Origin of the sequence: Actinoplanes sp. NPDC051513 (genome assembly GCF_044454685.1) — a bacterium.
Taxonomy (GTDB): domain Bacteria; phylum Actinomycetota; class Actinomycetes; order Mycobacteriales; family Micromonosporaceae; genus Actinoplanes.
The window spans coordinates 84757-106448 of sequence record NZ_JBITDW010000005.1 but is presented as its reverse complement, the minus strand read 5'-3'; the positions used below and the strand labels follow the sequence as shown (position 1 = coordinate 106448).

Here is a 21692-nt window from a genome sequence, read left to right as displayed (position 1 = left end):
CTCATCTGCCCCGTCTCATCTGCCCCGTCTCATCAGCACCGTCTCATCTGCCGCGGGCGAGGCGGCGTCGCCCCCGGGGACGGATGCTGGCCCGATGAGCCACCGACGACTGCCGGCCGCCCTGATCCTGCTGGCCCTGACCGCATGCGGATACGGCGGCGACGACCTGGCGGCGATGCCCCAGACCGGCGTGAAACAGCAGGTCGAGCGCTACGCCGGCCAGACCTTGGCCGCCTCGGGCATGGCCGCGTTCCTGGATTCCGCCGCCAACGTCACCGGCTGCCCTCGCGACAACGGCCGCTCGCTCGCGGATCCGGACGATGCCTTCTACGTCCAGGGCATCTACTCGCTGCCGGTCCCCGCCGACCAGCTGACCGCGACGGTCGGCAAGGTCCGCGACCTGTGGCAGCGCAACGGCTTCACCCTGGCGTCCACCACCACGCCCACCAGCCTGAGCGCGACCGCCACCGACGCCTACCGCCTCGACCTGACCGCCCTCGAGCCGATCGGCCTGCGCCTGAACATCGCGTCGCCCTGCTACCGCCCAGCCTGACTACCGCCGAAGCCCGTCGCCCAGCCGGCCTCGACACTCGTCCGCGGAAATCGAGTGGAGCCGCGGGCGACGGGGCGACAGAATCCAGGACCGTGCAGGACATTCCGGCGGGCGTGACCGACGCTGACCTCGTCGCGGCCCTCCGAGCCGGTTGGGGCATCGAAGCGCGGGAGATCGGCTATCTCCCGGTGGGCGCGGGCGGATACCACTGGTCCGTCGACGGCGAGTGGTTCCTCACGGTCACTTCGGACGATTTCGATCGGCTTGAGCGCGCCCTCCGCACGGCCCTGGCGTTACGCCGTGGCTCAGAGCTGGACTTCGTCCTGGCCGCCGAGCCGACCCTCGGCGGCGCACCGTTGTGGCCGCTGCCGAGCCATCACAACCTGTCGGTGTTCCCCCTGGTCGAGGGGACGACCGGCGACTTCGGACCGCACCCGGCCGGCCACGACCGGGTCGTCGACATGCTGGTCGCTCTGCACCGCGCCACCCCAGCCGTGGCCGGCATCGCACCGCCATCCGACCTCGACCCGCCGGTCGACCCGCAACCATCCGCCGCCGCGCGACCCCGGCCCGACGCCCGACCCGAGCCCAGCACCCGACCCCAGCCCAGCGCGCGACCCCAGCCCAGCGTGTGGCTCCCGGGCCGCGAGTTCCTGACGGCCGCGCCGAGCGATCCTCCCTGGACGGCCGGCCCCTACGCGGCCGCGGCCCAGGACCTGCTGGCCACCCACGCGGGGAAGATCGGGCGATGGCTGTCCGACCTGGATGCCCTCGCCGCCGAGATCGGCCCGGCCCGGGTGGTGACGCACGGCGAGCCGCACCCCGGCAACGTCCTGCACACCGCGTCCGGCCCACGCCTGATCGACTGGGACACCGTGCGCCTCGCCCCGCCCGAGCGCGACCTCTGGCTGGTCACCGAGGACCCGTTCGCCGCCCGCCTCGGCGCGGACGACGTGGCGCTCGCCCGCTACGCCGGCGCCACCGGCCATCGTGTCTCGGCGACCGCGCTCGCGTTCTACCAGCTCAGGTGGACCGTCGCCGACGTCGCCGAGTACGCGCAGGATCTTCACCGCCCGCACGCCGAGGGCGGCGACGCCGAGGAAGCACTGGGCTACCTGCTCGGCCACCTCGAGGGCTGAGCACTGGCAGCCACATAGTGAGCGACACCCCGTCCAGATACGGCCGCGCCGCGGTCAGCCGGCCAGTTGAGCCTGCTCCATCACGTGGTGCCGGCAGGCCCGGGCAGCCGGGGACAGCGGGCGGTCCCGGCGGTGGATGACGGCGATCGGCGGGTGCGGGATGGCCGGCTGCGCGGCCTGGACCGCGATGGGCGGGCCGGGAGCCGTCGCGGCCGAGCGAGCCAGGATGGCCACTCCCAGCCCGGCCGAGACCAGGTCGCGGATGCTGGCGGCGCTGTGGGTCTCGAAGGGGATGCGCGGGGCGAAACCGGCCCGGCGGGCCGCGGCCACCAGGATCTGGTGCAGGCCGCTGCCGGCGGGCAGGCACACGAACGGCTCCTTGCGCAGGCCGGCCAGCGACGTGACCGGCGGGTGGCCGGGCGGGAGGGCCAGGACCAGGTGCTCCGCGGCCAGGCGGCGCGCGACGAAGCGGGTGGCCAGGTCGGCGTGGCGCGGGCCGATCACCAGGTCGGTCTCGCCGGCGTCCAGGGCGGCCAGCAGGCCCGCTATCAGGTCCGAGCGCAGCGAAAGGTCGACGCCGGGGTAGCGGTCGTGGAAGGAGACCAGCGCCCGCGGCAGGGAGAACGGGCCCAGCACGGCGGTCGCGCCGAGCGTCACGCGGCCCCGCAGGACCGTGGTGAGGTCGGTCAGGTCGGTGCGGGTGGCGGCGAGCTCGGCCTGGATGCGGTCGTGGCGCGACAGCAGGATCTCGCCGGCCTCGGTGAGCGTCACGCGGCGGGTCGTGCGGGTGAACAGGGGCACGCCGAGCTCGGCCTCCAGCGCGCGCACCTGGGCCGAGACGGCGGACTGGGCCAGCCGAAGGTGTTCGGCGGCCCGGGTGAAGCCGCCCTGGCGGGCCACTGCGGCGAAGGTCTCCAGCTGGCGTAATTCCACCCATTCATCGTGCACCGCGCTGAATCCGTACGCGAAATGCTCTTGGAATTGACGGGGCGTGGCGGTGAGGCTGGAGGGCATGGAACTACGGAATCTTGGTGGTTTGCGGTGCTCGGCGGTCGGCTTCGGGTGCATGGGGCTGTCGCAGGCTTACGGGCCGGCCGACGACGACGCGTCGGTGGCGGCGATCCGCGCGGCGATCGACGCGGGTGTGACGCTGCTCGACACGGCGATGAGCTACGGGGCGGGGCACAACGAGCGGCTGGTCGGACGCGCGATCGACGGCCGGCGCGACGAGGTGGCGCTGGCGACGAAATTCGGGATCGTGCGGGGTGAGAACAGCGTGCGCCTCGACGCGCACCCGGCGCGCGTGGAGCAGTACTGCGAGGAGTCGCTGCGGCGGCTGGGCGTCGACGTGATCGACCTGTACTACCTGCACCGGGTCGATCCGGCCGTGCCGATCGAGGAGACCGTCGCGGCGATGGCGCGGCTGGTGGCGGCGGGGAAGGTGCGGTTTCTCGGGCTGTCGGAGGTGAGCCCGGCGCAGATCGCCGCGGCCGCGGCGGTGCATCCGATTGCGGCGGTCGAGTTCGAATGGTCGCTGTCGTGGCGGGAGCCGGAGGACGACGTGGTGCCGGCGGCGCGCCGGGCCGGCGCCGGGCTGGTGCCCTACAGTCCGCTGGGCCGGGGGCTGCTCACCGGGAAGTTGCCGTCGGGGCCGTTCGAGGCGGGTGACTTCCGGGCCGCCGATCCGCGGTTCGGCGGGGAGGCGCTCGACCGCAACCTCGCCCTGGTCGCGGAGCTGAACCGGCTCGCCGCGGAGCGGGAGGTCTCCACCGGGCAGCTGGCGCTCGCCTGGCTGCTCGCCCGCGGGCCGGACGTGGTGCCGATCCCCGGCACGCGCACCAAGGCCCGGGTCATCGAGAACGCCGCGGCCGCGGGGATCGTGCTCTCGCCGCAGGACATCGAGGCGCTGGAGGCGGTCGCGCCCCGGGCGGCCTGGAGCGGGGATCGGCGGTCGTTCGCGGCGCACGGGACGACGCGCTCGCTATGAGGCGAACCGCACGTGCTCGAACGGGATCGACTTGTAGGCGAGCGTGATCCCGGCCCCGGCGAGCGCCAGCGGCCCGGTCACCCACAGCCAGAGCGGATTCTTGGCGCCGTCCACCGCCAGGACGATCACCACCTGCGCCGCCGCGACAAGACACAACACCGACGCGTACGTGTAGACACGCGCCCGGAAATGCCGGACGGCCGGACGCCGCCGCACGGGCCGGACGCCCGGATTCTGCGCGATCCACTCCTCGGCGACGGCCGCCGGGACGTCCCGTAGATAGAGCCCGCCGCCCCGCACCTGGGCGGCCACGCCCACCGCGCTGTCCGACATGGACAGCCGAGGCACCACCTCGGCCGGCACCAGCAGGTTGACCCGCTCCGCCATCTCCGCTCCCCCAGATCGACAGGCGAGCGGACCATACTTCACGAGATCAACGACCGTCCATCATCCCGGCCCGTTCTTGATCAGGGCGTGACCGGGGGCGTGCTCATGGTCAGGGCGTGACCCCGCGCCGGGACAGGACCTCGAGGCGGTCGGAGGCGTAGCCGACCATCCAGTGCGGGCGCAGGCGGTACATGCGGACGTCCTCGCCCCAGCTCAGCGGCGACGAGTCGTAGTGGTTCGTCCAGTGTTCGAGGGTCTCCTTCCAGTCGTCGTCGGCGGGGTACATCTGTTCGGCCCGGCCGTGGCTGAAAACGGCCAGCTCCTCGCCGTCGATGTGCGCCACGCTGACGGCCGGCCGGCGTTCCAGGTGGCGGGCCTTGGCGGCGGTCCCTGACGTGCTGAAGGTCCAGGTGGCGTGGAGGAAGTGGCCGTCCAGCGCGCTGATCCGCGGCTCGCCGCGGCCCGTCACTGTGGCGACGCTGAGCACCTTCATGCCGGTGAGCAGCGCGGCCAGATCCTCGGCGGTGAGGGTCCGTCCGGCGTGCACGATGTTGCGCAGATGGTTGGTGGCCCCCGCGTGCGACCGGTCGAGCAGAAGCTGCAGCGCGGCGATCTCTTCGGCGTTCTCCAGCATGACCACAACGTAGCCCGGCCACCGCGCCGGGTCATCGCCCGCTGGACGGGCAAGCGCCCAACGAACACCCCCGGTCGCCGACCGGCATGACGATGCCCCGGGCACGTGGGCGAGCGGGGGGTCATGGAGGACTGGGACATCGAGCACCGTCGGCACGGGCCGGGCCACCACGACCCGGTCCGTGCCCGTTCGGCCCGTCAGGAGGAGAGCGACCAGTCCCGCACCTCGGGCATGTCCTCAAGGTGCTCGACCACGTACGTCTCATGGCGGGCCAGCTGCGACTCGCACCAGGCCTTGAGCTCGGCCGCCCCGCGCGGGAGGCGCTTGGCGTTGTTGATGGCGTCCATGACCAGGTGGTAGCGCGACGCCTTGTTGCGGACCGTCATGTCGAACGGGGTCGTGGTCGTGCCCTGCTCGATGAAGCCGCGCACCCGGAAGCGGTCGGCGTCGGGCCGGCCGTGCACCAGCTGGTGGATCGCGCCGGGGTAGCCGTGGAAGGCGAAGACCACGTCGACCGTGTCGGTGAACAGCTCGGTGAACAGGGTGTCGCCCATGCCGTGCGGGTGGTCCTTGGGGCGGATCAGCGTCATCAGGTCGACCACGTTGACGACCCGGACGCGGAACCCGGGCAACCGCTCGCGCAGGATCTGGGCGGCCGCGACCGTTTCCATGGTCACGATGTCGCCGGCGCCGGCCAGCACGATGTCGGGGTCGGTGCCGCCGTCGTCGGTACCGGCCCATTCCCACACGCTCGCGCCGCGGGTGCAGTGCTCGATCGCCTCGTCGATCGTCAGGTACTGCAGTTGCGGCTGCTTGTCCTGGACGATCAGGTTGACGTAGGAGCGCGACCGCAGGCAGTGGTCGGCCACCGACAGCAGGCAGTTCGCGTCGGGCGGCAGGTAGACGCGGGCCACCGTGCCGCGCTGGTTGAGCACCACCTGGATCAGGCCGGGGCCCTGGTGGGAGAAGCCGTTGTGGTCATTGCGCCACGCCGTGGAGGTCAGCAGGATGTTGAGGCTCGGCACTTTTGCCCGCCAGCTCAGATGGTCGGCTTCCTGCAGCCACTTGCCGTGCTGCACCGTCTGCGACGCGCTGACCATCGCGAACGCCTCGTAGGTCGCGAACATCCCGTGCCGGCCGGTCAGCGTGTACCCCTCGAGCCAGCCGTGGCAGTTGTGCTCGCTGAGCACCTCCATCACCCGGCCGTCGGGCCCGATGGAGACGTCGCCGGGCACCAGGTGTTCCATGAAGGCCCGGTCGGAGGCCTCGAAGACGGCGCCGAGCCGGTTGCTGTTGGTCTCGTCGGGGCAGAACAGCCGGAACCGGTCGGGGCTGGAGCGGTAGATGTCGCGCATCAGCTCGCCCAGCTTGCGGGTCGACTCGGCCCGCTCGGCGCCCGGCGACTTCACCTCGATCTGGTAGGACCGGAAGTCGGGCATGTCGAGGTCGCGGGTGATCAGGCCGCCGTTGGCGTGCGGCGACGCGCTCATCCGCAGCTCGCCGGCCGGCGCCTGCTCACGGATGAGCGAGATCGGGGCGCCGGCGGGGTCGAAGAGCTCGGCGGGGCGGTACGACCGCAGCCATTCCTCGAGCATGCGCAGGTGGGCGGGGTTGTCGCGTACGCCGGACAGCGGCACCTGGTGGGCCCGCCACGTGCCCTCGACCACGACGCCGTCGACCTCGTGCGGCCCGGTCCACCCCTTCGGCGACCGCAGCACGATCATCGGCCAGGGCTCGTCGCTGCCGGCCTTCTTGTTCTGGATGCGCTGGTACGCGTCGGCCAGCGCCGCCGCGAACCGGTGGTGCATGCCGGGCAGGTCGTGACCCTCGACCTCGATCACGTGGTAGCCGTGACCCTGGAAGATCGCGCGGACCAGCGCCGGGTCCTTGCGGCCGAGCACCGTGGGCCCGGAGATCTTGGCGTCGTTGAGGTGCAGGATCGGCAGGACCGCGCCGTCGCGGGCCGGGTTGAGGAACGAGATGCCCTTCCACGAGCCCTCGAGCGGGCCGGTCTCGGCCTCGCCGTCGCCGACCACGGCGATCGTCAGCAGATCGGGGTTGTCCATCACCGAGCCGAACGCGTGGACCAGCACGTACCCGAGCTCGCCGCCCTCGTGGATCGAGCCGGGCGTGGTCACGGAGACGTGGCTGGGGATGCCGCCGGGGCTGGAGAACTGGCGGAACAGCCGGTTCATCCCCTCTTCGTTCTGCGTCACCTTCGGGTAGACCTCGGTGTAGGTGCCCTCGAGGTAGCCGGCCGCCACCAGCGCGGGGCCCCCGTGGCCGGGGCCGGCCAGGTAGATGGCCTGCTGCCCGGTGTGCCGGATCAGCCGGGAGACGTGCGCGTAGATGAACGACAGGCCGGGGCTGGTGCCCCAGTGCCCCAGCAGTCGCGGCTTTATGTGCTCCGCGGCGAGCGGCTCGCGCAGCAACGGGTTCGCTTGGAGGTAGATCTGGCCGATGGTCAGGTAGTTCGCGGCACGCCACCAGGCGTCGAGCCTGTCCAGGTCGGCCTGGTCGGGCTCCGCCAGGGTGCGGGCGAGATCGAGACTCACGGCAGTGTCCTTTCGCGGTCGTCGGCTAACACCAACCTACGGTTCCCCGGTACCGGCCACGTAAGGGTCTTTCGACCCTGCGGATTACGCGGAAGAAACTTCTGGCAGGGTGTCGAAAGGAACGACCGCCGCTCGACGCGTAGGTGAAAACGCACCCTGACATGAGGAGACAGCAATGCGGTTCATGGTGATCACCAAGGCCACCGCGGAGAGCGAATCCGGCCGGCACGCGACGACCGAGGACATCGAGACGATGGGGAACTTCATCCAGGAGATGGTCGACGCCGGCGTGCTGCTGGCCGCCGACGGCCTGCACCCCAGCGACAAGGGCGCCCGGATCTACTTCGACGGCGACGCCAAGACCGTGGTGGACGGGCCGTTCGCCGAGACGAAGGAGCTCGTCGGCGGCTTCTACCTGGTCGAGATGAAGTCGCTCGAGGAGTGCGTCGAGTGGTTCAAGCGCTGCCCGGTCCAGCGGCACGGCGGGGAAACGACCAACATCGAGATCCGGCGGGTCGTCCAGTTCGAGGACCTCGGCGAGGCGTTCACCCCCGAGCTGCGGGAGGCCGTGGAGAAGCGGGAGGCGCAGGCCGCCCCGGGTTTCCGATCGGCATAGTTGCGCCTGATCGCGCGGTGCGGTAGACGGGGCCCGTGGCCACTGACACCCACCGCGCGATCGAGGCCGTCTGGCGGATCGAGGCGCCGCGGCTCATCGCCGGACTGACCGGGCTCGTCCGCGACGTCGGCGTGGCCGAGGAGCTGGCGCAGGACGCGCTGGTCGCGGCGCTGGAGCAGTGGCCGGCCGACGGCGTGCCGCGCAATCCGGGCGCGTGGCTGATGACCGCCGGCAAGCGCCGGGCCATCGACCAGATCCGGCGCAACGAGACCTTCCGGCGCAAGATCGCGGAGGTCGGCCGGGACCTCGAGGAGTCCGCCCCCGACATCGGCGTGCTGGTCGCCGAGGACGACGGCATCGGCGACGACCTGCTGCGGCTGGTGTTCGTGGCCTGCCACCCGGTGCTGTCGGCGGAGGGCCGCGCCGCGCTGACCCTGCGGCTGCTCGGCGGCCTGACCACCGACGAGATCGCCCGGGCCTTCCTGGTGCCGGAGCCGACCATGGCGCAACGGATCGTGCGGGCCAAGAAGACCCTGTCCAACGCCCGGGTGCCGTTCGAGGTGCCGCAGGGCGGCGAGCTGGCGGCCCGGCTCGGCTCGGTGCTCGAGGTCGTCTATCTGATCTTCAATGAGGGCTACTCGGCCACCGCCGGCGACGACTGGATGCGGCCGGCCCTGTGCGAGGAAGCCATGCGGCTGGGCCGGATCCTGGCCCGGCTGACCCCGCGCGAGCCCGAGGTGCACGGCCTGGTGGCGCTGATGGAGATCCAGGCCTCCCGAACGCCGGCCCGCACCGGCCCGGGCGGCGCGCCGATCCTGCTCGCCGACCAGAACCGGTCCCGCTGGGACCAACTGCTGATCCGCCGCGGCCTGGCCGCGCTGGAGCGGGCCGAGGCCCTGCTCGGCCACGCGCAGCCCGGCCCGTACGTGCTCCAGGCGGCCATCGCCGCCTGCCACGCCCGGGCACGCCACTTCCCCGACACCGACTGGGAGCGCATCGCCCGCCTCTACGAGCAGCTGGCCCAGGCAATGCCGTCCCCGGTGGTCGAGCTGAACCGCGCGGTGGCGCTGACCATGGCGTACGGGCCGGAGACCGGGCTGGCGCTGCTGGACCAGCTGATGGCCTTCCCAGCCCTGCGGAACTATCACCTGCTGCCCAGCGTGCGCGGCGATTTCCTGGCCAAGCTGGGCCGGCATGCCGAGGCCCGGGCCGAGTTCGAGCGGGCGGCGTCGCTGACCCGCAACGAGCGGGAGCGGACCCTGCTGCTGGGCCGCGCCGCCGCCTGTGATCAGCCGGCGCGCCCTTGAACCGTTGCCGGCCGGGATCCGTGTCCCACGTCGTGCAGCTCCACCTACCACCAAAAGCCCGGCCGATCGTCGCCCAAGGTCTCACCGTTCTGGCCGGTTTGATCGTTTTCGCCGCTCTGATCTTCCCGAACATCCTGTCGCGCCTGACCCCGCTGGGCTTCCTGCGCATCCCGGTGGAGGGCGCGTTCCTGATCGCGCTTCTCCTGGTGCCCCCGAAGCCGCGGCGCATCCTGGGGACCGCTCTGGGCGTACTAATCGGTCTGCTGGTGATTGAGAAATGCCTGGACATGGGGTTCTTCTCCGAGCTGAACCGGCCCTTCGACCCGGTCCTGGACTGGGTGCTCTTCGACGACGCCTACAGCTTCGTGGTCGACTCCTACGGCAAGGGCGCCGCGATCGGGGCGGCGATCGGGATCCTCGCGCTGGTCGCCGCCGTGCTCTCGCTGACCACGTGGGCGGTCCTGCGCGTCGGCCGCCTGGTCGGCAACCATCAGCGGCGCTCGCTGATCACGGCGGGCGGCGTCGCGGTGGCCTGGGCGGCCACTTTCGCCCTGGGCGCATCGTTCACCGGCGCGGTGCCAATTGCGGCGAGAAGCACCGCCACGTACGCCTGGGATCGCGCCCACCAGGCCCGGGCCGGTCTGAAAGACGAGGCGCAGTTCGCGAAGGAGGTCAAGCAGGACCCGTACGCGAATGTGCCGCCCGACCAGATGCTGACCGCTCTCAAGGGCAAGGACGTGGTTTTCACGTTCGTCGAGAGCTATGGCCGCAGCGCCATCGAGCACCCGGCCCTCGCCCCGATGGTCGACCCGGTGCTCGACCAGGGCACCCGGCTGCTCGGCGAAAAAGGCTTCACCGCGCGCAGCGGCTGGCTGACCTCCCCGACCTTCGGCGGCGGGTCCTGGCTCGCGCACTCCACCTTCGAGTCCGGGCTGTGGATCAACAACGAGCAGCGCTACCGCAACCTGGTCGCCAGCGACCGGCTGACGCTGACCAGGGCGTTCCACACCGGCGACTGGCGCACGGTCAGCGTCATGCCCGGGGCCACGCGCGCCTGGCCGGAAGGCAGCTTCTACGGGTACGACCAGGTGTGGGACTCGCGGAACCTGGGGTACAACGGCCCGAAGTTCAGCTGGGCGCCGATGCCCGACCAGTACACGCTCAAGCAGTTCAACACCATCGAGTACAAGAAGACGAACCGCAAGAGCCTGATGGTCGAGATGCCGCTGGTGTCGAGCCACACGCCGTGGGCGCCGATCCCCGGCTACATCGACGACTGGGACTCGATCGGCGACGGCTCGGTCTACCAGTCGATGGTCGCCGACGCCAAGAAGCCGAAGGCGTTGTGGGCCGACCCCAAGCAGGTACGCCCGGAGTATGGGAAATCCATCGTCTATTCGGTGACGTCGCTGGTGAACTGGATCGTCAAGTACGGTGACGACAACCTGGTGATGGTGTTCCTGGGCGACCACCAGCCGTCGCCGATCGCCTCGGGCGCGGGCGCGAGCCACGACGTCCCGATCACGATCGTGACGAAAGACAAGGCTGTGCTCGAGCGGATCACCGATTGGCAGTGGGCGGAGGGGCTGCGGCCCCTGGGAGATACGCCGGTGTGGCCGATGAACGCGTTCCGCGATCGGTTCTTCCAGGCGTTCGGCACGAAGGCGGCGGCGTCCTGAAGCTCTACCTGGATTGCGACACGGGGGTCGACGACGCCCTCGCCCTGGCCTATCTGCTGGCCACGCCGTCGGTCTCGCTGCTCGGCATCGGAACCTGCAACGGGAACACGTCCGCCGTCCAGGCCGCTCGCAACACGCTGGGTCTGCTTTCGCTGGCCGGCAGACCGGATATACCGGTTTCGATCGGTGAAGGGGCTTTCCGGCGAGGCGCCGAGACGGTGCACGGAGACAACGGTGTCGGGGGTGTGGCGCTTCCCGACGGCGGTGCGGCCGATCCCCGGTCCGCGGTGGAGCTGCTCAAGGATCTCGCGCGGGCGAACCCGGGCGAACTGCACGTCCTCGTCACCGGGCCCTGCACCAACCTCGCGGCCGCCCTGACGGAAATGCCAGAGATAACGGACATGGTGGCGAGCGTGACCGTCATGGGCGGCGCGGTGCGGATTCCCGGCAATGTCACCCCGCACGCCGAGGCCAACATCCACGACGATCCCACCGCGGCGGCCGCCGTCCTGGCCGCCGGCTGGCCGGTCACCCTGGTCCCCCTCGACGTGACCATGCGGCACCGCTGGACCGAGGGCGACCGCGCGGCGCTGCGGGCCGGCGGGACCGGTCTGCACGAGGCCCTGGCCGACATGGTGCCGGTCTACTTCGATTTCTACGAGCCCGAGCTCGGCGTCCGCGAGATCCCCCTGCACGATCCGCTGGCCGCCGCCATCGCCGTCGGCGATCTGACGCCGTCCGACGCCCCGCAGCTGCCGCTGCGAGTCGATCTCGAGGGCGCGGTGCGTGAGGACGCTTCGGCGCCTTCTCGCGTACGGGTGGTGCTGGCGCTCGGCGCGCCCGGCGGCCCCGCGATCCTGCGCCGCATCCTGGGCATCGCCTGACACGGAATCAGTAGCCCAGCCCCTCCCGTGATGCCGTGATCGTTGGTAGCGTCGCGCCATGCCGACGGATTCCGGAGTCGATCGCGCCCGCCTAGCCTCGCTCGCAGCCCGGGAACGGGCCACCTACGAGCAGCGGCATCCACGCTCCGCCGCCGCGTACGCGAATGCCGGTCATCTTTTCGGCCGCGTCCCGATGACCTGGATGAACAAGACCGCCGGCGGCTTCCCCGTGTATGTCGGCCGCGCCCGCGGCGCCCGCGTGACCGATGTCGACGGCCACGAGTACGTCGACTTCTGCCTGGGGGACACCGGCGCGATGGCCGGCCACTCCCCCGCACCCGTCGTCGAGGCCGTGACGCGCCGCCTGGCCGATCTCGGCGGCGCGAGCACCATGCTGCCGACCGAGGACGCGGCGGTTGTCGGCGACGAACTGGCCCGGCGCTTCGGCCTGCCGTACTGGAGCTTCGCGCTGACCGCGACCGACGCCAACCGCTGGGCCATCCGCCTGCTGCGCGCCGTGTCGGGCCGCTCGAAGATCCTGGTGAACAGCTACTGCTACCACGGCTCGGTCGACGAGTCGCTGATCGTCGTCGGCCCCGACGGCGGTGGCCTCAGCCGCGAGGGCAACGTCGGCGCGCCCACCGACGTCACGACCACCTCGCGGGTGGCCGAGTTCAACGACCTCGAGGGCCTCGAGCGCGAACTGGCCCACGGCGACGTCGCGGCCGTGCTGATGGAGCCGGCGCTCACCAACATCGGCATCGTCCTGCCCACGCCCGGCTACCTGGCCGGCGTCCGCGCGCTGACCCGCAGGTACGGCACCTACCTGATCAACGACGAGACCCACACGTTCTCGGCCGGACCCGGCGGCGCGACCGCCGCCTGGGACCTGCAACCCGACGTCCTGACGATCGGCAAGGCCATCGGGGGCGGCATTCCGGTCGGGGCGTACGGCCTGTCGGCTTCGCTCGCCGATTCCCTCTCGAGCCGTGGCGATCTCGACCTGGTCGACATGGGCGGCGTCGGCGGCACCCTGGCCGGCAACCCGGTGTCGATGGCCGCCACCCGGGCGACGCTCATGGAGGTCCTCACGCCGGACGCCTTCGCGGGGATGATCGCCACGGCCACCGCGTTCGCGGACGGCGTCCGCAAGCTGATCGACGGCCAGGGCCTGCCGTGGTCCGTCGCCCAGCTGGGCGCGCGCGTCGAGTACCGCTTCGCGAACCCCGCCCCGCTCAACGGCACCGAGTCGGCGGCCTCGGCCGACCCATCGCTGGAGGATTTCCTGCACCTCTATCTGGCGAACCGCGGCATCCTGCTGACGCCGTTCCACAACATGGCGCTGATGTCGCCGGTGACCACAGTGGACGACGTCGGCCGCCACCACGAGGTCTTCGGCGCGGCCCTCGCGGAGCTGCTGGCCTGACTCGTCGGTGATCCGACTGAGGTCCCGCGCCCGCGTGACTACGGTTGCGCCATGCCGTGGTATCCCATCGCCGCCGAGGCGAACATCAAGGAAGAGACCCTGTCGGTCGCGCCGGTGAGGCTGACGGTCGCGGCCGTGCCCAACCTGGCCGACGCCGACGTCCCCCAGGCGGCCGACCTCGACCTCTGGACCTGGGACCAGTACGAGTTGAAGGCCGACGTGGCCGCGAAGCTCGGCCTCACCGTGGGCGGCAGCGGCGAGGCGTCGTACAAGTCGCGTGTCCTGGTCGCCGAGTTCTCCCGCTCGAAGAGCGTCATGCGTCCCGAGGGGCAACTGCGCTACGGCACCGCGGCCCGGCTGATCGTGAAGGTCAGCAACTTCGACGCCAAGGCGAACATGACACTGCCGTTCATCGCCGCCGAGGCCCAGTTCAACCGCCTGGAAGCATCGGCCGCCCTGCGGATCGAGGGCTACGTCGGGCCGGGCGCCGCCAAGCAACTGCCGAAGTTCGGCTCGTTCGACGTCGAGAGCTACGTGAAGCTCATGGACGCCCTGAACTCGCTGACCGAGTCGATCGGCTCCGACGTCGACAACATCCGTCCCGTACGCCTCTGGACCTGGGCCGAGGCCGACGACAGCGGCAAGGCCGTCGACGACCGGCTGACGAGCGCGGTCGGCACGATGTGGGCGCTGACGAAGATCGCCGAGGGCAAGCCGCTCGCGGAGGCCATCGCCCACTACCGCGACGAGGACGACGCCGTGGCCCAGGACGCGATCCAGGCAACGTACAACCACCTCGTCGCGTCGGACACCGAGCCGGGCCGGCAGGCGCGCGCCCGAGCCACCGACTTGCTGGACGGCTACAAGGCCAGGGCCCGAATCCTGTTCTGACCGCCCTACCCGCCGACGTTGCGAATCATCCGCAACAGCACCTTCAGCGTGTTCACATAGTCGGCGTCGTCGATCCCGTCGTGAATGGCCGCCCCGCACCGCCGGCGCATGAGCCGTCAGCCGTCCCCGCGCCCCCTGCCCCGCCTCGGTGATCCGCAGCCGCCGGTCGTGGTCGACCAAAGTTCCGGTGGCCAAGTGTCGTATCCGGGTGGCCGCCGGTCGTCTGAAGGGTAGGAGCAACGAAGGAGAGAGCACATGCCGATACCCGACAACTACCGCCGGATCACCCCCTGCCTGGTCGTGCGCGGGGCGGACGCGGCCCTGCGCTTCTACGCCGACGTCTTCGGCGGGAAGGAGCGCATGCGGATGGCCGCGCCGGACGGCTCGGTCGCGCACGCCGAGATGGAGATCGGCGACTCGGTGCTGATGGTCGAGGACGAGGACCCGGGCCGCGGCACCACCGCGCCGCCCGCCGACGCCACCGATGGGGCGTCCGTGTTCCATTACCTCTACGTCGAGGATGTCGATGCCGTCGTCGCCGAGGCCGGGGCGCGGGGCGCAATCGTCAAGCGCGCGCCCCAGAATCAGTTCTACGGTGATCGGGACGCGTTCGTCATCGACCCGTACGGGCACGGATGGGTCATCGGCACGCACCTCGAAGGGACCCCGGCATGAAATACGTCCTGATGTTCGTCGAGACCGAGGAGTTCGCCGCGGCGCTGGCCGCGATGGACGACGACGAGCGGAAGAAGTCCTACGACCGGGTCATGCAGTGGTTCGCCGACCACCAGGACAAGATCTTGCACCACACCCATCTGATGCCCGCCGACACCGCGACCACGATCCGCGTCGACCGGGACGACCCGCTGGTCACCGACGGCCCGTTCGTCGAGGGCAAGGAGGTGGTCAGCGGGTTCGCCGAGATCGACGTGGCCGACCTCGACGAGGCGCTGCGCGTGGCCCGCACCTGGCCGGCCTGCCCGCTCGTCGAGATCCGCCCCGTTGCATGAGGAAGAGGCCGAGCTGGCCCGGGTGGTCCGCGACCACGCGGGCCGGCTCGCCGCGTCGCTGGTGCCGCTGATCGGGGACTTCAGCGCCGCCGAGGATCTGGTCGCCGACGCCGTCGAGGCCGCGCTGCGGCACTGGCCCGCCGAGGGCATCCCGGAGCGCCCGGACGCGTGGCTCTACACCGTCGCCCGCCGCCGCGGCCTCGACGCTATCCGCCGGCGCAGCCGCATGCCGATCCCGCCGTGGCCGGTCGAGGCGCGCCCCGACGACCGTCTCCGGCTGATCTTCACCTGCTGTCATCCGGCACTGCCGCGCGCGGCCCAGGTGGCGCTGACCCTGCGCGTCGTCTGCGGCCTGACCACCGCGCAGATCGGCTCGGCGTTCCTCGTGCCGGAAAGCACCATCGCCCAGCGCATCACCAGGGCAAAGCGCAAGATCGCGTACGCCGGGATCGCGTACCGGATACCCGCACCGGAAGATCTCGCGGCGCGGCTGCGCGAGGTCCTCGCGGTCGTCTACCTGCTCTTCAACGAGGGCTACCGCAACCAGGACCTCCTGGCCGACGACGCCCACTTCCTGGCGAGCATGCTGCACACGCTGATGCCCGCCGAACCCGAGGTGACGGGCCTGCTCGCGCTGATCCGCCTGCACCGCGCCCGCCGGACCCGCTTCGACGAGCACGGCGAGATCGTCCCGCTGCCCGATCAGGACCGGTCGGCCTGGGACCACGAGGCGATCGCCGACGCCGGCCGCCTGATCGCCCGCGCCGCCGCCCACAGGCGCCCGGGCCCCTACCAGTTGCAGGCCGCCATCGTCGCCTGTCACGCCGAGGCGCCCACCTGGGCCGACACCGACTGGCCGCAGATCCTCACCCTGTACGACATGCTGCTCTACCTGGCGCCGTCCCCGGTGACCCGCCTGCACCGGGCCATCGCCCTGCGCTACGCCGAAGGCCCGGCCGCCGCCCTGGCTTCGGCCGACGGTCTGCGCGACGCTCTCGACGGCTATCACCTGCTGCACGCCACCCGGGCCGAGCTGCTGCGCGACCTCGGCCGCCATGACGAGGCGAGGCGGGCCGACGAGCAGGCGCTCGCGCGGACGACCGACCCGGCCGAGCGGTCACTTCTGCAGCGACGGCTCTGACGGCTCGACCATGCTCACCGCGACGGTCTGCCGCGGCCGGGTGCCGGCTCAGCCGGGCCGGCGGTCGGTGAGGATCGGGCGCAGTCGATCGAGGACGGCGGGATCGTCGATCGTGGACGGTGGCGGCTCCTCCTGCCCGTCCGCGATGCCGCGCATCGTCCGCCGCAGGATCTTCCCCGAGCGCGTCTTCGGGAGCCCGGCCACCACGTCGACGCGGCGCAGCGAGGCGACCGGCCCGATCTGCGCGCGCACCATGGCGACGAGCTCCTCCTCGAGCCCGATGGGGTCGACCGCGACGCCGCTCTTGAGCACCACGAAGCCGCGTGGCAGCTGCCCCTTGAGCGGGTCGGCCACCCCGATCACCGCGCATTCGGCGACCGCGGGATGCCCGGCCAGGACCTCCTCCATCGCGCCCGTGGACAGCCGGTGACCGGCCACGTTGATCACGTCGTCGGTGCGGCCCATGACGTACAGATAGCCCTCGTCGTCGAAACGGCCCCCGTCGCCGGTCAGATAGTTTCCGGGGTACGCCGAAAGATACGACCGCACGTATCGCTCGTCATCGCCCCAGAGCGTGGGCAGGCAGCCGGGCGGCAGGGGCAGCTCCAGCAGGATCGAGCCGTCCTCGCCCGCCTTCGCGTCGGCGCCGGCGGCATCCACGACCCGCACGCGATAGCCCGGCACCGGGAACGACGGCGAACCGGCCTTGGTGGGCAGCTTCTCGATGCCGCGGGGGCTCGCCGCGATCGGCCAGCCGGTCTCGGTCTGCCACCAGTTGTCGATCACCGGGACACGCAGGAGGTCGCCTGCCCACTCGTACGTCTGGGGATCGAGTCTTTCGCCGGCGAGAAAGAGCAATCGCAGCGAGCTCAAGTTTCGCCCGCGGAGCAGGACGCCGGCGGGGTCCTCCTTCTTGATGGCGCGGATCGCGGTGGGCGCGGTGAACATGGTGGTGACCCGATGCTGCGACGCGACCCGCCAGAACGCGCCGGCGTCGGGGGTGCCGACCGGCTTGCCCTCGTAGAGGATCGTCGTCGCGCCGGTGAGCAGCGGCGCGTACACGATGTAGGAGTGGCCCACCACCCAGCCGACGTCGGACGCCGCCCAGAACACGTCGCCCGGCCCGGTGTCGAAGACCGCCTTCATCGACCAGCGCAGCGCGACCGCGTGACCGCCGTTGTCGCGTACGACGCCCTTGGGTTTCCCGGTGGTGCCGCTGGTGTACAGGATGTACAGCGGGTCGGTCGCCGCCACCGGCACACACGGCGCGGGCGAGGCGCCGTCGACCGCTTCGGCCCAGCTCAGATCGCGCCCCGGACGCAACGAGCCGGGATGCTGCGGACGCTGGAAGATCACGCAGCGGGCGGGCCGATGGGCGGCGGCCTCCAGCGCCGCGTCGAGCATCGGCAGGTACGGCACGACCCGCCCGGCCTCCACCCCGCACGACGCGGCCACGACAACTTTCGGCTGCGCGTCGTCGATGCGCGCGGCCAACTCTTTCGCGCCGAAGCCGCCGAACACCACCGAGTGCACCGCGCCGAGCCGGGCGCAGGCGAGCATGGCGACCACGGTCTCCGGGATCATCGCCATGTAGATCACGACCCGGTCGCCCTTGGTGACGCCCAGCCTTTCCAGCGCGCCCGCGAAAACAGCGACTTCGTCGCGCAGACCGGCATACGTGTACGAGGTGAGCACGCCGGTCACCGGGCTGTCGTGCACCAGGGCCACCCGGGCGCCGAAACCCGCCTCGACGTGCCGGTCGAGCGCGTTGAAGCAGGTGTTCAGCCCGGCGCCGGGGAACCAGCGGTAGAACGGCGGGCGGTCGTCGTCGAGGATCCGGCCCGGCGGCGTCACCCAGTCGATCAGGGCGGCCGCGTCCCGCCAGAAGCCCTCGGGATCGGTCACGCTCCGCTCGTACTGCCGCTGGTATTCGCCCATAGGGTCAGTCAGCACCCGGGGCCGTCGTCGCGTCCAGGCAATTGCGCCGAACGGTGCGACGTTTGCGCCGAACCGGCCGGTTGCAACCTCCCGATTACCGAAAAAACCGGGATTTCACTCCGTAGCCTGATTTCATGGGTCTGTTCGGAAGCCGGGCCGTCGACCGGCCCGCGACGCCACGCCGCAACCCGCGCGACATCGAGGCGCTCGAGGAGTTCATCGCGAACCTCGAGAGCGCCACCGACGAGGCGAGCACCTGGCGGATCTTCGCGTCGACGTACGTCGAGTTCTACGACATGGAGTACGGCGCGGCCTGGATCGTCGAGAACGGCCACCCCCGCCTCGAGTACGAGCTCGGCCGGATCGTCTCCTCGCTCGGCGGCACCGCGTCCGGCCCCGGCCTCGTCCAGCAGGCGATCCGCAAGCGCGAGCCGATCTACGCCGACGACAGCTCCCGCGACGGCGACTCGCGGCTCTCCGCCGCGATCCGGACCGGCTGCCGCGCCGCGCTGGCGCTGCCGGTCTGCGTGCACGGACAGGTCACCGCCGTCATGGAGTTCTACGGCCGCACCGAGGTCGCCGTGGACAGCGCCCTCATCAGCAAATGGGGCGCGATCATGCGGGTCGCCGAGCAGGCCCGGGAGGCGGCGCTCGCCGGCTTCACCACCCGGCAGCTCGCCGACGACCGGCTCGCGGTCACCAACGTGGTCAGCGCCCTCGGGCACACCAGCGACTCCGCCCGCGCCCTCAAGTCCGCCCTCGACGCGGTCCGCACCGCGTTCGGCTGGGCGTACGGCTCCTACTGGGAGATCGACGAGACCGAGGGCCTGCTCAAGTTCAAGGTCGAATCGGGCTCGGCCGGCGACGAGTTCCGCAAGGTCACCCTGGCCGCGACCTTCGCCGAGGGGGTCGGGCTCTCCGGGCGCGCCTGGCGGCAGCGCGACCTCGTCTTCGTCCGCAACATCGGCGACCTCACCGACTGCGTCCGGGCGCCGGCCGCCACCCGCGCCGGGGTCCGCTCCGGGGTCTGCTTCCCGATCGTCAGCATGGACCGCATCGTCGGCACCATGGACTTCTTCACCACCGAGTTCATCGAGCTCAGCGACTCGCGGGCCTCGTCGCTGCGCAACGTTCAGCAGTTGGTCTCGCAGCGCCTCGACATCGTCCGCGGCGCCGAGATCTCGGCCCAGAACGCCCGCGACCTGCTCGACACGGTCGACCGGCTGCGCCAGGCCACCAGCGACGCCGCCCGGGTGGCCGATGAGGCGGTGGCGCGGGCCTCGGACATGACCGGGGACGTGACCGCACTCGGCGAGGCCTCGAACTCGATCGGCGACGTCATCAAGGTGATCACCTCGATCGCCGACCAGACCAATCTGCTTGCGCTGAACGCCACCATCGAGGCGGCGCGGGCCGGCGAGATCGGCAAGGGGTTCGCGGTCGTCGCCGGCGAGGTCAAGGAGCTCGCCCGGGAGACCGCCGAGGCGACCAAGCGGGTCTCCGAGCAGATCGCGGCCCTGCAGTCCAGCGCCGAGTCGGTCGCCGGGGGCATCCGCACCACCAGCGACACCATCGGGCAGATGGACGCGGTGCAGGCCCGGATCGGCGAGGTGCTCGAGGAGCAGGCCACCATGGCCCACGCGTTCGAGCGCTGAGCTTGTGAAACAGAACGGCCGCTGCATTTCGCAGCGGCCGTTCTTCGTGCGTTGGGTCAGTACCGGAAGCGGGCCACCAGCTGCTGCAGCTGGGTCGCCGTGAGGGCGAGCTCGTCCGCGGCCGCCCGGGTGTCGCCGACCGCGCCCGACGTACGCCGGGTCGCGTCCGAGACCGTGCCGATCGTCGAGGCGATGTTGCCGGCGCCGGCCGCCGCCTCCGACAGTGTGCGGTTCATCTCCTGCGTGGTCGCGGTCTGCTCCTCCACCGCCGAGGCGATGGCCAGCTGGATGCCGTTGATCCGCTCGATGATCGCCGAGATCTCGCCGATCGCCGTGACCGCGCCGTCGGTGTCCATCTGAATCGCCTGCACCCGGCGGGAGATGTCCTCGGTCGCCTTCGCGGTCTCCTGCGCCAGGTCCTTGACCTCGCCGGCGACGACCGCGAAGCCCTTGCCCGACTCGCCCGCCCGGGCCGCCTCGATGGTGGCGTTCAGGGCCAGCAGGTTGGTCTGCTCGGCGATCGCGGTGATCGTCTTGACCACCGTGGCGATCTCGCTGGACGACTCGCCCAGCCGGGCCACGATCGCGTTGGTCTGCGCGGCCACCTCGACGGCCTGCACCGCGACCTCGGAGGCCTCGGTCGTGGAGACGCTGATGTCCCTGATGGCCGAGCCCATCTCCTCCGAGCCGGCCGAGACCACCTGCAGGTTGTTGGAGACCTCGTCGGCCGCGGCGGCCACCGAGCCGGCCTGCGCCGACGCCTCGGTCGCGGCCGCGTCGACCTGGCCGGAGACCGCGGTCAGCTGGCCGGCGGCCGAGTTCAGCGTGCCGGCGTTGCCGGCCAGCTGCACCAGGTCCTCGCGCAGGCGGCTCAGGCCCCGGTCCATGGCGGCCGCCATGCGGCCCACCTCGTCGTTGGTGTCGACCCCCGACGTACGCGTCAGGTCGCCCTCGGCGAGGCCCTCGGCCACGTGCGAGACGCCGCGGACCGCGGTGCGCACCCGGCCCGCCACCCGGAAGCCGATGAGAAGGCTCAGCAGCACACCCAGGGCGAGCAGGCCGGAGACCGTCCAGGTCGCCGTGCGCCCGGCCTTCTCACCCTTGGCGATGCTCTCGTCGGACAACGACTGCGCCCGGGCCTGGAGGTTACCCTCGTCGGTCACCAGCGCACCGTAGATCGCGTTGTACTCATCGGCGATCTTGGACAGCTCGGCGGCCGACAGCTTGGTGAAGTCCCGGCTGTTGAAGTCCAGGTAGGCCTGCCAGTCCTTCTTCGCCTGGACCACCAGCCCGGCGCCCGCCGGGTCGTCGGCCAGGCTCGTCTCGAGGCTGGCGAGCGCGCCGGTCACCGCGGTCGTGTTGCCCTCGATGTTCTTTTTGATCAGGTCGGCCAGGCTCGGGTACAGCTGAAGAGCCGACCGGTTCCCGGCGTACGCCTCGATGTTCTTGGCGAACGTGCCGGCAGCCGCCTCGACCGCGATGGTCTTGCGCTGTGCCGCGGCCGCGTCCGAGTTCTGTTGGCGCAGTGTGCCGATGGCGACGCCACCGACGATCAGGCCGCTGACCGTGGCGGTCAGCACCGCCGTCCCGATCTTGGTTCGCAACGATAAGTTGTCGAACGCTCTAGCCAGCCCCATACCTGTGCCTCCCGTCACGCCGTCGTACTGAAGATCGGCACCGAACCGCCCTGGGATGAGCAACAGCGGCGGAAGTTCTTGTATTGACCGACTTATCCCTACTAATGTCGGACATCCGTTCCGCCCGCTTGTCTCCTGGTATGGCCGTAGCGTGTGCCTGTGATCGACACGCTCCCCGCGCCCAGCCGCCCGGCCTTGAGCTTCCTAGGAGGCTAGGCATCTGTCCTCGAGGGATCCGACTCCGGGCGAAACG

At 71.2% G+C, this 21692-nt stretch carries 19 protein-coding genes; 13 read left to right on the top strand and 6 right to left on the bottom strand.

Annotated features, from left to right (window positions below):
- The first annotated feature begins 94 nt into the window (after positions 1 to 94).
- Positions 95 to 553 (top strand): hypothetical protein, encoded by a 459-nt coding sequence (locus tag ACIA5D_RS18260; protein WP_396031127.1) that lies wholly within the window; start codon positions 95 to 97, stop codon positions 551 to 553.
- Positions 554 to 645: 92 nt separating this feature from the next.
- Positions 646 to 1692, top strand: coding sequence for a phosphotransferase (locus tag ACIA5D_RS18255; protein ID WP_396031126.1), 1047 nt, complete (start codon positions 646 to 648; stop codon positions 1690 to 1692).
- A 54-nt stretch (positions 1693 to 1746) separates the two neighbouring features.
- On the opposite strand, the gene ACIA5D_RS18250 is transcribed toward ACIA5D_RS18255, so the two are convergent.
- On the bottom strand, positions 1747 to 2706 hold the full coding sequence (locus ACIA5D_RS18250) for a LysR family transcriptional regulator (protein WP_396031125.1): 960 nt from the start codon (positions 2704 to 2706) through the stop codon (positions 1747 to 1749).
- Here ACIA5D_RS18250 and ACIA5D_RS18245 point away from each other — a divergent pair.
- Positions 2705 to 3679: an aldo/keto reductase gene (locus tag ACIA5D_RS18245; RefSeq protein WP_396031124.1), complete on the top strand. Its 975-nt coding sequence runs from the start codon at positions 2705 to 2707 to the stop codon at positions 3677 to 3679. The genes ACIA5D_RS18250 and ACIA5D_RS18245 overlap by 2 nt on opposite strands.
- On the opposite strand, the gene ACIA5D_RS18240 is transcribed toward ACIA5D_RS18245, so the two are convergent.
- The 3 genes from ACIA5D_RS18240 to ACIA5D_RS18230 all read right to left on the bottom strand — a co-directional run bounded on the left by ACIA5D_RS18240 (position 3674) and on the right by ACIA5D_RS18230 (position 7255).
- Positions 3674 to 4066, bottom strand: coding sequence for a hypothetical protein (locus ACIA5D_RS18240; RefSeq protein WP_396031123.1), 393 nt, complete (start codon positions 4064 to 4066; stop codon positions 3674 to 3676). The two genes, ACIA5D_RS18245 and ACIA5D_RS18240, sit on opposite strands and share 6 nt — an antisense overlap.
- 109 nt (positions 4067 to 4175) lie before the next feature.
- Complete coding sequence (locus ACIA5D_RS18235; protein ID WP_396031122.1) at positions 4176 to 4700, bottom strand: pyridoxamine 5'-phosphate oxidase family protein; 525 nt, start codon at positions 4698 to 4700, stop codon at positions 4176 to 4178.
- A 197-nt stretch (positions 4701 to 4897) separates the two neighbouring features.
- On the bottom strand, positions 4898 to 7255 hold the full coding sequence (locus ACIA5D_RS18230) for a phosphoketolase (protein ID WP_396031121.1): 2358 nt from the start codon (positions 7253 to 7255) through the stop codon (positions 4898 to 4900).
- Positions 7256 to 7430: 175 nt separating this feature from the next.
- Here ACIA5D_RS18230 and ACIA5D_RS18225 point away from each other — a divergent pair, with 175 nt between their 5' ends.
- The 9 genes from ACIA5D_RS18225 (at position 7431) to ACIA5D_RS18185 (ending at position 16209) form a co-directional block, all read left to right on the top strand.
- On the top strand, positions 7431 to 7871 hold the full coding sequence (locus ACIA5D_RS18225) for a YciI family protein (protein ID WP_396031120.1): 441 nt from the start codon (positions 7431 to 7433) through the stop codon (positions 7869 to 7871).
- A 35-nt stretch (positions 7872 to 7906) separates the two neighbouring features.
- Positions 7907 to 9178, top strand: a complete 1272-nt coding sequence (locus ACIA5D_RS18220; RefSeq protein ID WP_396031119.1) for an RNA polymerase sigma factor — start codon at positions 7907 to 7909, stop codon at positions 9176 to 9178.
- Positions 9179 to 9198: 20 nt separating this feature from the next.
- Positions 9199 to 10857, top strand: a complete 1659-nt coding sequence (locus ACIA5D_RS18215; protein ID WP_396031118.1) for a sulfatase — start codon at positions 9199 to 9201, stop codon at positions 10855 to 10857.
- Positions 10791 to 11741, top strand: coding sequence for a nucleoside hydrolase (locus ACIA5D_RS18210; protein ID WP_396031117.1), 951 nt, complete (start codon positions 10791 to 10793; stop codon positions 11739 to 11741). The genes ACIA5D_RS18215 and ACIA5D_RS18210 overlap by 67 nt, the downstream gene beginning before the upstream one ends.
- A 58-nt stretch (positions 11742 to 11799) precedes the next feature.
- Positions 11800 to 13167 carry a transaminase gene (locus tag ACIA5D_RS18205; RefSeq protein WP_396031116.1) on the top strand — a complete coding sequence of 456 codons (1368 nt, stop codon included), beginning with the start codon at positions 11800 to 11802 and terminating at the stop codon, positions 13165 to 13167.
- Between the two features lie 51 nt (positions 13168 to 13218).
- Entirely contained in the window at positions 13219 to 14058 is an 840-nt protein-coding gene (locus ACIA5D_RS18200; protein ID WP_396031115.1) for a hypothetical protein, read from the top strand.
- A 255-nt stretch (positions 14059 to 14313) separates the two neighbouring features.
- Positions 14314 to 14733, top strand: a complete 420-nt coding sequence (locus ACIA5D_RS18195) for a VOC family protein (protein ID WP_396031114.1) — start codon at positions 14314 to 14316, stop codon at positions 14731 to 14733.
- Positions 14730 to 15068 (top strand): YciI family protein, encoded by a 339-nt coding sequence (locus tag ACIA5D_RS18190; protein ID WP_396031113.1) that lies wholly within the window; start codon positions 14730 to 14732, stop codon positions 15066 to 15068. Before ACIA5D_RS18195 ends, ACIA5D_RS18190 begins: the two co-directional genes overlap by 4 nt.
- On the top strand, positions 15061 to 16209 hold the full coding sequence (locus tag ACIA5D_RS18185) for an RNA polymerase sigma factor (protein WP_396031112.1): 1149 nt from the start codon (positions 15061 to 15063) through the stop codon (positions 16207 to 16209). Before ACIA5D_RS18190 ends, ACIA5D_RS18185 begins: the two co-directional genes overlap by 8 nt.
- 48 nt (positions 16210 to 16257) lie before the next feature.
- On the opposite strand, the gene ACIA5D_RS18180 is transcribed toward ACIA5D_RS18185, so the two are convergent.
- Positions 16258 to 18147 carry a propionyl-CoA synthetase gene (locus ACIA5D_RS18180; RefSeq protein WP_396031680.1) on the bottom strand — a complete coding sequence of 630 codons (1890 nt, stop codon included), beginning with the start codon at positions 18145 to 18147 and terminating at the stop codon, positions 16258 to 16260.
- A gap of 134 nt (positions 18148 to 18281) precedes the next feature.
- Between ACIA5D_RS18180 and ACIA5D_RS18175 the strand changes: the two genes are divergently transcribed.
- On the top strand, positions 18282 to 19802 hold the full coding sequence (locus ACIA5D_RS18175; protein ID WP_396031111.1) for a methyl-accepting chemotaxis protein: 1521 nt from the start codon (positions 18282 to 18284) through the stop codon (positions 19800 to 19802).
- 56 nt (positions 19803 to 19858) lie between these two features.
- Here the strand turns inward: ACIA5D_RS18175 and ACIA5D_RS18170 are convergent, their stop codons facing one another.
- On the bottom strand, positions 19859 to 21406 hold the full coding sequence (locus ACIA5D_RS18170; protein WP_396031110.1) for a methyl-accepting chemotaxis protein: 1548 nt from the start codon (positions 21404 to 21406) through the stop codon (positions 19859 to 19861).
- Positions 21407 to 21692: the final 286 nt, after the last annotated feature.